Raw genomic sequence first — 9,747 nt, forward strand, 5'->3', positions numbered from 1 at the left:
TCCCAAGGGCTCAAAAGTCTATTATCACGTTACGAAACTTTGCGTCATCAATCTTAGTTGAACCGCCGTATACCGAACGGTACGTACGGTGGTGTGAGAGGTCGGGAGTTAATCACTCCCTCCTACTCGATTTACATTAAATTTTGCGATCGTAGCTCACTAATTTTGTAGACCACCGACCAGTAACTTCGGCCTAGTTCATCTGCTATCTGTTGATCTGTTTTACCGGATTGCTTCATATGTCGTAAAATGCTTATTTCATCTTCAGTGTAGGCGCGCATTCGTTTTCTATCGCTGACAATCAACTGGTAGTTCGGATACTCTTGACGCCATTTTTGTTTCTCTAAGTAAAATCGATACTGCCAGTTGGTTTTGTAACTCATTGAAGGGCAGGTAACTACAATGTGTTCTAGGTCTTGAAGGAATTGTAATGTATCGGCAGTTCGGCTAGTTCGTAAATAATAACCATTGCCGTTTGGTAGTTTGGTCAGGCGGAATTCGACTGTGGTTAACTTTTTCATCTGTCCTTGTAAGAGCAACAATTCTTCGTAAGTGAAACTTTGTAAGTAAAGTGCTATATGGGGAGTGATGTAAAATTTTTTATGATTATGATTTACACGGGTAGTCAGTAGCAGCGACCCATCATCCATATAGATAGTGGCCAAGCTGTGCAAATCATCTAATTTCTCCAAAATGCTGAGGTGGAGCTGTTTAATCCTGTTCTTCCCTTCTATATTCTTACTGTAAATCACTTCCTCTAGGTTGCTCCACAAGTCTCCCGTTCTTGAAATAATATGATCTCCCCTTGGAATGAAACTCAAATAAGGTTTCAATTTCATTACTTTCCAAGCGCGATATTCTTTTTGTTTGATTGAAAAGTGTTCATGATAACTGCTTCGTATACCTTTGTATTTGGACTTTTTATGAGTCAGCATACCATCCCCGATAATCGAACCCAGCATAATGTTTTGCTGTGTAGTAGAAAGGTCATCCAATGTATTCAGTGGTCGTGGTGAAATGATATTCTGTTGATGAAAACACTCTTGCACAATCTCACCCAAAGTTAAGCCAGTGGATGCTTGGATAGAACACAGGACGTGTCGGTTTTCTTCAGACAGGCTCACTTGATAGCGTGTCGATTCATTGTTCTCTTGCCTCGCGTAATTCAATCTTTGAAAGTTGTCTTCTGTTACTTTGATAGAAGAGGCATATTGTTGAATTATAAGATTGATCTCTTTAGTAGGAGTAGGAATAGATATTTGATTGGGCAGTCGTATCGTTGTCCGTTTCGCAACTGACTTGTGAACTAATACATTCCTCACTTTGTAAGCGAACAAGGGATGGACCCAAGGCGTTACAATGCTTAAAAAGTATTTGATTTGCAGTTGGTCATAAAGGATAAGTCTCCGCTGACCATCTACCGCAAATAGAAGATTAAATTTGATGTTCATTACATATTTCAGTAATTGAAGTTCTTCATCTGACCATTGCTCAGTGGAAAGGATCAGTTTCTCCAGAGTTCCATCTTCTTTCACTTTCAAGTGACCACAATCTTGGTACCACCATGCGAGAGTCTGAACGAACATATGCTGTTCAACAAACTCTAGAGGGATCCCCTTGGAGCCATTCTGATACCACGCAGAGTATAATGCGTCAGCAGTTGCGCAGGGTGCAGAACTAATCATCATGCGTTCTGTAAAGCCGATCTTACTTCGAGTATCTGTAGTCTGCTCTTTCTTTATAACAAAGCTCGGTAAATACGATTGTAACTGTTGATAACAGCAATGAGCCCATTCAGTATGCTTTGTATTGAAAATGAATCGGAAATATTTGTGACTAGTGGAGGACGAAATAATACGTCCACTGCCGAGTAGCAATGCACAAAGCAGGCTGTTCAATTGTTCAGTAGAAGAAGGCAACGAATTTGTTTTCGGATTACTATTTTTACAATTGGTAATGTATTGCTCCTTTGCAGCATTACTGTTTTCTAGTAAAAAGCCGTAAGATCGTGAATGAGTAGAGTACTTCGATGTTCCAATCGTCATAGCAAACCTCCTACAAGGTGAGAATGTATGTTCTTATTATATATTATTGGAAGGAAAATAGCTAATTATAAAATGATAGAAGAACTAGATACAAGTTTGAAAGAGGAACAGTGAATTCAGGAAAAATGTTATGCTTTATTTGGCGAAAAACATGAATTTTTTTAACGCTTACTTCTACTTAAAATAAATTATTAATCCTACAGAATTGGCTAACGATCCGATTAATCCGATCGTGTTTTTTGATTTCATTTTTCCTATAAGTAACCGATATAAACAATATGACTATGATACACTTTACATAAATACATAATAGGAGGCGTTCTCCATGGAATTGATTTTTCAAGATCAAAAGATCCAACTTGATAAGGCATCAAGCGCTGACGATATTATTGCGAAAATGAATGAACTTTTGGATAAAGGCTATTATTTCAGTCACTTTACAGCGGATGGCAAAACAATATTTGAAGAACATGAAGCGTTTTTGAAACAGCATGAAGGACAGATTGCAGTACTTGAAGTGTACGCGAAAACGGTCAAGGAGTTCGTTAATGAACTGCTTCTTGAAACGGAAGTGTATGTCGAAGGAGCACTGCCGGAACTCGGAAGTCTCGCTGAAGAATTTTATGATAATCCGACAGCGGACTCTTGGACAAAAATGGACCAATTACTCGGAGGTTTACAGTGGATTGATCAAATGCTGATGACAATCGGCAAAACCGAGGCCACACCATCTAACTGGAAGGGCTATTTGAGTGTGTCGTCAGCTATGCAGGAAGAGATACAAAATTTAGCGGAAGCACTTAAAAATGAAGACCATGTACTTGTTGGAGATATTATTCAATATGAGCTGATCCCCAATTTTGAAGCGCTTGACGAACAAGTGAAACAGACAATAGACAATGAGGGAACACGCTATGATCTTAATTGATAATCGGAATGTCTTGCGTATGAAAGACAGAGAACTCTTAAACCAAATGTCCAAAATGGATCAACAGGAATCATCAGGACATGTAATTGTCGAACAGGCTAAAACAGGCATTCCCACTATAAAAATTGTATTAGATGGAAAGACGCAATATCTACAAAGTAAATACGATCCGCAGAAGGAAGCGCAGCGCTTTGCGGGGAAATTTGCTGACGAGCCAATTAACTATGTGTTGTTTGTAGGAGTCGGTACCGCCTACCATATCAAAGCGTTTATAGAATCACACCCTGATGCTAAGTTTGCAATTTATGAGCCAAACGAGGAAGTGCTACATACTTATTTATCGAACTTCAGACTGGATAGGTTACCCATACGGAATTTATTGAAGATATTTACGGGTATTGATCAAGACCAAGTGACAGTAGAAGTACAGCAACTGCTGGCGCAATCGAACAATGTTCTAAAAATTATTACGTTACCTGTTTATGAAAAAATGTACGGAGAACAAGTTAACGGTATCTTGGAAAAAGCTTTGGAAGCTATTAAAAATAAACACAGCTCTCTTGCAACGAACGTAGCTTTCCAAAAGCGCTGGACAATCAACTCTATCAAGAACTTTCCTACAGTACTGCAAACACCGAACATCCTGCATGATATCGATCGCAGCGCATTTGAAGGGAAACCAGCCATCATTGTGGCAGCGGGGCCTTCGTTGAATGAGGAATTTGAGAACTTGCGGTATATTAAAGAGCATGGCTTGGCTTATATTTTTTCGGTTGGTTCAGCGATTAATGCGTTGATTGAGCAGGGGATTTATCCGGATGCGGCTTGTACGTATGATCCAAAGGCAACTAACCATATAGTTATCGAGAAAATTAAGCAAAATGAGATTAAGAATATCCCCTTAGTTTTCGGTACATCTGTAGGCTATGAAACATTGAATGATTATCCTGGTAAGATGTTGCACATGATTACCAATCAAGACACTGTAAGTCCAAATTATATTGAGAACTCAAGTCAAATTCCAGTTGTATTTGATGCTCCGTCTATTGCTGTGGTTACATTTCAATTATTGAGTCAGCTTGGTTGCTCTCCAATCATCCTGGCGGGACAGAACCTAGGTTATCAAAATAATCTCCGTTATGCAGAGGGGATCGAATATGAACACATCCAAAATGAATTAAGCGAAGATGAAAAAATAAAACTATTTACTACAAAAGACGTGCACGGAAACGACATACAAACTAATGAGTCTTTTAATAAAATGCGCCATCAGTTAGAGGGTTATATCAATCAATTGCCTGCAAAAAGTGTTATTAATACAACTAAGGCAGGTGCTCATATTCAAGGCACTCTGTTTATGGAAATGAGCAAACTAATAAAACAACTCTCACATTCTGTAATTAATGAAAATTGGTTTGAAAAAGAGAGTCATTATAACTACTTCTACAGCAAGCAGCAGACAAGTAAAATGAATATGCAAAAAAATGCTTTAAAAAAAGAATTTGTAGAATCGACGGCTGTTTTGCGGCAATTGTATAAACAAGTAAAGTATCAAAACAAAAAGGAAATAGAAAAGTCTTTTTCCCAGCTTGATTATGTGATGTCTAAAATTCACCAAAACCAATACTTTATCGCTTTTATTCAGCCGATGGTTCGCGTTCACCATGAGAAATTGAAAGAAGAAGCTATGGCAGTAAGGTATGAAAGAAACCTGTTAGCGAAAGGCGAAAAAACAGCCAATATATTTGGCGGTTATTTGATAGACTGCCAATCACATTTACAAGTGATTGAGTCATATGTTGATGAGATGCACGATGAAATAAATAAAGGGAGAGAATAATATGAAGCCTAAAGTGATAGCAGAAATAGGATGTAACCATAAAGGCGATTTGGAAATTGCCAAAAAGATGATTAGTATAGCAGCACTGTACTGTGAAGTTGATGTAGTGAAATTTCAAAAGAGAAATAATGAGGAATTACTTTCTAAAGAACAATATAATGCACCACACCCGAACCCTCAAAATTCTTACGGTTCCACTTATGGAGAACACAGAGAATTTTTAGAATTCACAAAAGAACAGCATGAAGAATTGAAAAGTTATTGCGAAGAAGTTGGGGTAACTTACAGCACTTCAGTATGGGATTTAACTTCTGCCAAAGAAATCAGTTTGTTAAATCCTAAACTGATTAAAATACCTTCTGCAATGAATAATCACTATGAAATGCTTGACTGGCTCTGCAACAATTATGAAGGTGAAATTCATATATCCACAGGTATGAGTAAATATGAGGAAATAGAAGAATTAATTAATTTTTTTGAATCTAAAAAGAGGAATAAAGACTTAGTTTTATATAACTGCACTTCAGGTTATCCAGTACCATTCCGAGATGTCAGGTTATTAGAAGTCAAAAGGCTAATAGATACATATCAAGCACGAGTTAAATCTATTGGTTTTTCTGGTCATCATTTAGGTATTGCAGTAGACATAGCCGCATTTACATTAGGAGCTCAGTGGGTGGAAAGACATTACACTCTGAATAGAAATTGGAAAGGTACAGATCATTCAGCCTCTTTAGAACCAGACAGTTTAAAAGATCTCGTGAAAAGTTTAGGAGACGTAGATTTAGCTCTTTGTTATAAACAAGAAGAGATTTTAGAAATAGAAAAAGAGCAAAGAGAGAAATTAAAGTATCAGGTGAGAAAATGAATGAAAATAAAATGACTGCTTTTATACCGGTACGTGGCGGCAGTAAATCCATTCCTATGAAAAACATAAAATTAATAAATAGCAGACCTTTAGTATATTGGACAATCGATGCCGCTCTTAATTGTGAACTAATTGACGAAGTAGTTGTTTCTACTGACAGTGACGAAATAGCAAGGGTCGTTAATAATTATGACAAAGATCACAATGGAGTGTTAAAAATTATAAATAGGGATCCTGCGAACGCAACTGATACTGCTTCAACGGAATCAGTATTGTTAGAGTTTATTAGCACGGAGAAAACAGAAAATGTGGTTTTGATTCAAGCAACGAGTCCATTACTTCAAAGTGAAGATTTGGAGAAAGCCATCAAAAAATTTAACAATGAGGATTACGATAGTATTTTGTCTGTAGTTAGACAAAAGCGTTTTATTTGGGAAGAGACTGAGAATGGACGAGTAAAACCTATAAACTATTCACTAGGCCGTAGACCGAGAAGACAAGAATTTCAGGGCTTTTTAGTGGAAAATGGTGCTTTTTATATATCTTCTAAATTGAATATAGTAAAATCTCACCTAAGGATATCGGGCAAAATTGGTTTATATGAGATGCCGGAGGAAAGTTATTACGAGATAGATGAGGCTGCCGATTGGATGATTATAGAAAGTTTATTAAAGAGTAGAGACTATAATAATACCTATAAGCTTTTTAAAAATATAAAATTGCTGGCATTAGACTGTGATGGAGTGCTAACTGATGCAGGTATGTATTATTCAAATGAAGGTGATTATCTAAAGAAATTCAACACAAAAGACGGTATGGGGATTTCTTTGTTAAAAAATGCAGGAATACATGTTGCTATAATTACTGGCGAGAATTCAGATATAGTCAAAAGAAGGGCAGAAAAATTAGGAATTGATGATTGCATTCTCGATTGTAAAGATAAGGTCAGCGCCATGGATGTGTTGCTAGACAAATATCAATTAACATTGAATGAGATTGCATATGCAGGTGATGATATTAATGATTTACCTTTATTAAAAAAGGTCGGAGCTTCATTTTCCGTGCAAGATGCTTTAAGGGAGGTCAAACAATCAGTGCATTATGTAACAGAACGAAAAGGGGGGGACGGAGCAGTTAGAGAAATCGCAGATATTATATTATCCAACAGGAAGTGAATTCAATGATCTTAGATGATTTCTTAATCAATCCTACTAAAACAATCTTTGATGGTTTAAATCGAATTGAAAGAAATAAGAAGGGCTTTTTAATAGTAGTGAATGAAAAATTAGTGATTCAAGGAACAGTAACGGATGGAGATATAAGAAGAGCTCTATTAAGAGGGATTACTTTAAAAGATTTAATTCAAAAGGTTATGAATACAAATTTTGCGTATTTACGAAATAATTCTTCCTTTGACAATTTAATAGAGAAGTTTAAATCTTCCAAGATTGAATTTATTCCAATAGTAGATCAAAAAAGCAAGCTAATAAATCTTATTACTAAAAAGCAGTTGCATGTGGCCTTGTTAGAGGGTGTACAATGGGATTTTAATTTCGATTTTCTTTCATTAGATGATTTAAGTGTTGACTATGAGATTTACAATAGACCTTGGGGAATCTACAAGACAGTTTTTTTAAGTGAATATACCAGGGCCAAAGTCATTTATGTGAATCCACAAGAGGAATTAAGCTTACAGGAACATAAAAAAAGAGAAGAACATTGGATTATTATTAAGGGAGAGGGCAAAGTGATATTGGGCGAGAGTGAAAAACAGGTACACGAAGGCGTCTATGTATATATACCTAAGGGATGCAAACACAAAGTTATAAATACTTCAAAGGATGAAACACTTATGATATCAGAGGTGCAATTAGGTACATATTTTGGAGAAGACGATATTATAAGATTCCAAGATAAATATGGGAGACTTAAATGAGCAAAGATAACGAAGCAAAGTGTTATTTATGTGGATCACAGCAACTATTTGTACGACATGACAAGGTTAGGGACTCAGATGAAATAAAAGTCATGGAATGTTCGAAATGTAATTTAGTATTTTTGTCTTCATTTAATCATATTGAAGACGGTTTTTATGAAGAATCAGGCATGCTTTATGGTCGCGTAAATCTTAAGACTTATCGTAATAACTCTTTTAAGGATGATGAAAGAAGGGCAGATTATTTTAAAGAAAAGTTTGCAAATAAATCTGTCCTAGACTTTGGTTGCGGTGCAGGTGGCTTTTTACATTTGATTAGAAATCAAACGGAAACAGCAGAAGGTCTTGAAATTGATAGACAATTAAACAATATCCTGAATGAAGAGGATATAAGGTGCTATGCAACTGTGGATCAAATTAAAGAAAAGTATGATTTTGTCAGCTTGTTTCATGTACTGGAGCACATGAAAGATCCGATAAAAATATTGAAAGACTTGAAAGCGTTGCTAAACAATAAAGGAAAAATAATAATAGAAGTCCCTAACTCTGAAGATGCTTTGCTTACTATTTACAAAAATCAAGCATTTGCTGATTTTACATATTGGGGATGTCATCTTTTTCTCTTTAATTACAGTACACTAAGTGAAGTTTGCAAAAGAGCAGGTTATGAAGTGAAGTACGTTAAGCAGATACAACGCTATCCATTAAGCAATCATTTGTATTGGTTAGCTGCTGGGAAGCCCGGTGGACATAAAGAGTTAACCCAATTAGTGAACAGCAAAATGAATGGAGAATATGAGGCCCAGTTAGCGAGTCTTGGGGCATGTGATACCTTGTTGGCTGAAATATCTTTAATTGAAAATCCAGTTTAATAAGAATAAGGTAAACCATGAACGGAGTTTTTATGAAATTTAATATTATAATGATTTATAAAGAATTAGAGGAACTAGAATGTTAAAATCTTTATTTAAAAGATGGATTTGGACAAGGAAGGCAGATCGGTTAGGTCCAGATATGCTTTCTACATACTTTTTAATGTATATTCCTTCTGTTCACCGAAAAATTTGTAAGGAGAAATTTAAATTATACGATGAAGGCGCAGATTTTCGGTTAGGTGCATATGCTATCAATTGTTCCAATATAAGGCTTGGAAAAAATGTTGTGATCCGCCCAATGTGTATGCTTATAGCTGATGAGAAGGGGCAAATTAATATTGAAGATGACGTCTTGATTGCACCGGGTGTTAATATTTATGTCAGTAACCATGTTTTCAGTGATATTTCACTACCCATTAACCAGCAAGGATATACTGAATCACAAAGTGTTGTAATAGAAACAGGGAGTTGGGTTGGTGCCAATACGGTTATTTTACCAGGAATAAGGATAGGAAAGAATTCTGTTGTAGCAGCCGGCAGTATTGTGCCCAAAGATGTTTTGCCAAATACAGTCGTGGCAGGTAACCCTGCTCGTGTGGTTAGGCAAATATTCTAATGCGTTATAAAATCTATAATGTTTATCTGTCTTATGACAAGAAGGGGATAGTATAAATTTTAAGTTGAGAGAAGCTATATACTTCTTAACAAAGATGGAGCAGTTTAGAACACGCACCTGTGCACCACACAATTCGGAAACTACTTTGAATATTTCTCGAGTTGTGTGATGCACAGGTGAACTCGATCCATGCAAAAGTGGACTAAACTAAATACTTAGGTGGTAGTTTGAAGCACCACGAATTGCCCTCTTTCCATACATTGAATCATGGTACAACCGCAAACGGATCCATGGGGCAATTACCTATTTAACGCCGCAACAATTAGAGGATCTGTGCAGACGGGAAACTGCCTAAACAAGGAAGACTTTGGGATTTCGATTTACCTACCTACACATTTTCCAGGAACGACATCCAAGGACTGTACTTTCTGTATCCATGAATGGATGCCGTTTCTGACAAGAGACTTACCATTTATGTGTCCATGAAATGAGTGTTCTCTACCTGTAGTCAAGCCCCTTAAAAATGGACACGAAAGTTTATGTACAATTGTGTGTGTTATGCACTTTCCAAATACCTAGCCAGGAATGCTTCGGGAGACAAATAACCTAAGCGTTTTTGGCTACGTATTTCTTTGTAGT

The 9,747-nt window shown here is 36.5% G+C and carries 8 protein-coding genes and 1 pseudogene; 8 read left to right on the plus strand and 1 reads right to left on the minus strand.

Annotated elements, in window-relative coordinates; translation table 11 throughout:
- Positions 1-131 precede the first annotated feature (131 nt).
- Positions 132-2,045, minus strand: a complete 1,914-nt coding sequence (locus CSV60_RS15535; protein ID WP_099637604.1) for a hypothetical protein — start codon at positions 2,043-2,045, stop codon at positions 132-134.
- Positions 2,046-2,370: 325 nt separating this feature from the next.
- Here CSV60_RS15535 and CSV60_RS15540 point away from each other — a divergent pair, with 325 nt between their 5' ends.
- From CSV60_RS15540 to CSV60_RS16275, 8 genes and pseudogenes are all read left to right on the plus strand, one after another.
- Positions 2,371-2,973 carry a DUF8042 domain-containing protein gene (locus CSV60_RS15540; RefSeq protein ID WP_099637605.1) on the plus strand — a complete coding sequence of 201 codons (603 nt, stop codon included), beginning with the start codon at positions 2,371-2,373 and terminating at the stop codon, positions 2,971-2,973.
- The gene (locus tag CSV60_RS15545) at positions 2,960-4,813 is read left to right on the plus strand and encodes a motility associated factor glycosyltransferase family protein (protein ID WP_158233195.1); all 1,854 of its coding nucleotides are present in this window, start codon (positions 2,960-2,962) and stop codon (positions 4,811-4,813) included. Before CSV60_RS15540 ends, CSV60_RS15545 begins: the two co-directional genes overlap by 14 nt.
- Position 4,814: 1 nt before the next feature.
- Positions 4,815-5,681 (plus strand): N-acetylneuraminate synthase family protein, encoded by an 867-nt coding sequence (locus CSV60_RS15550; RefSeq protein WP_099637607.1) that lies wholly within the window; start codon positions 4,815-4,817, stop codon positions 5,679-5,681.
- Positions 5,678-6,856: an acylneuraminate cytidylyltransferase gene (locus CSV60_RS15555; protein WP_099637608.1), complete on the plus strand. Its 1,179-nt coding sequence runs from the start codon at positions 5,678-5,680 to the stop codon at positions 6,854-6,856. Before CSV60_RS15550 ends, CSV60_RS15555 begins: the two co-directional genes overlap by 4 nt.
- A gap of 5 nt (positions 6,857-6,861) precedes the next feature.
- The gene (locus CSV60_RS15560; protein ID WP_099637609.1) at positions 6,862-7,617 is read left to right on the plus strand and encodes a CBS domain-containing protein; all 756 of its coding nucleotides are present in this window, start codon (positions 6,862-6,864) and stop codon (positions 7,615-7,617) included.
- The gene (locus CSV60_RS15565) at positions 7,614-8,489 is read left to right on the plus strand and encodes a class I SAM-dependent methyltransferase (RefSeq protein ID WP_099637610.1); all 876 of its coding nucleotides are present in this window, start codon (positions 7,614-7,616) and stop codon (positions 8,487-8,489) included. Before CSV60_RS15560 ends, CSV60_RS15565 begins: the two co-directional genes overlap by 4 nt.
- A 79-nt stretch (positions 8,490-8,568) precedes the next feature.
- Entirely contained in the window at positions 8,569-9,108 is a 540-nt protein-coding gene (locus CSV60_RS15570) for an acyltransferase (protein WP_099637611.1), read from the plus strand.
- Positions 9,109-9,355: 247 nt separating this feature from the next.
- Positions 9,356-9,463, plus strand: a pseudogene (locus CSV60_RS16275) (hypothetical protein); the annotation flags it as partial.
- Positions 9,464-9,747: the final 284 nt, after the last annotated feature.

This window comes from Sporosarcina sp. P7, from assembly GCF_002743425.1.
Lineage (GTDB): Bacteria > Bacillota > Bacilli > Bacillales_A > Planococcaceae > Sporosarcina.

What these genes read in the sequence shown, in the direction of transcription:
- CSV60_RS15535 (WP_099637604.1), bottom strand. Translation starts at nt 2,045, where the DNA reads ATGACGATTGGAACATCGAAGTACTCTACTCATTCACGATCTTACGGC.
- CSV60_RS15560 (WP_099637609.1), top strand. Translation starts at nt 6,862, where the DNA reads ATGATCTTAGATGATTTCTTAATCAATCCTACTAAAACAATCTTTGAT.
- CSV60_RS15565 (WP_099637610.1), top strand. Translation starts at nt 7,614, where the DNA reads ATGAGCAAAGATAACGAAGCAAAGTGTTATTTATGTGGATCACAGCAA.
- CSV60_RS15555 (WP_099637608.1), top strand. Translation starts at nt 5,678, where the DNA reads ATGAATGAAAATAAAATGACTGCTTTTATACCGGTACGTGGCGGCAGT.
- CSV60_RS15545 (WP_158233195.1), top strand. Translation starts at nt 2,960, where the DNA reads ATGATCTTAATTGATAATCGGAATGTCTTGCGTATGAAAGACAGAGAA.
- CSV60_RS15570 (WP_099637611.1), top strand. Translation starts at nt 8,569, where the DNA reads ATGTTAAAATCTTTATTTAAAAGATGGATTTGGACAAGGAAGGCAGAT.
- CSV60_RS15540 (WP_099637605.1), top strand. Translation starts at nt 2,371, where the DNA reads ATGGAATTGATTTTTCAAGATCAAAAGATCCAACTTGATAAGGCATCA.
- CSV60_RS15550 (WP_099637607.1), top strand. Translation starts at nt 4,815, where the DNA reads ATGAAGCCTAAAGTGATAGCAGAAATAGGATGTAACCATAAAGGCGAT.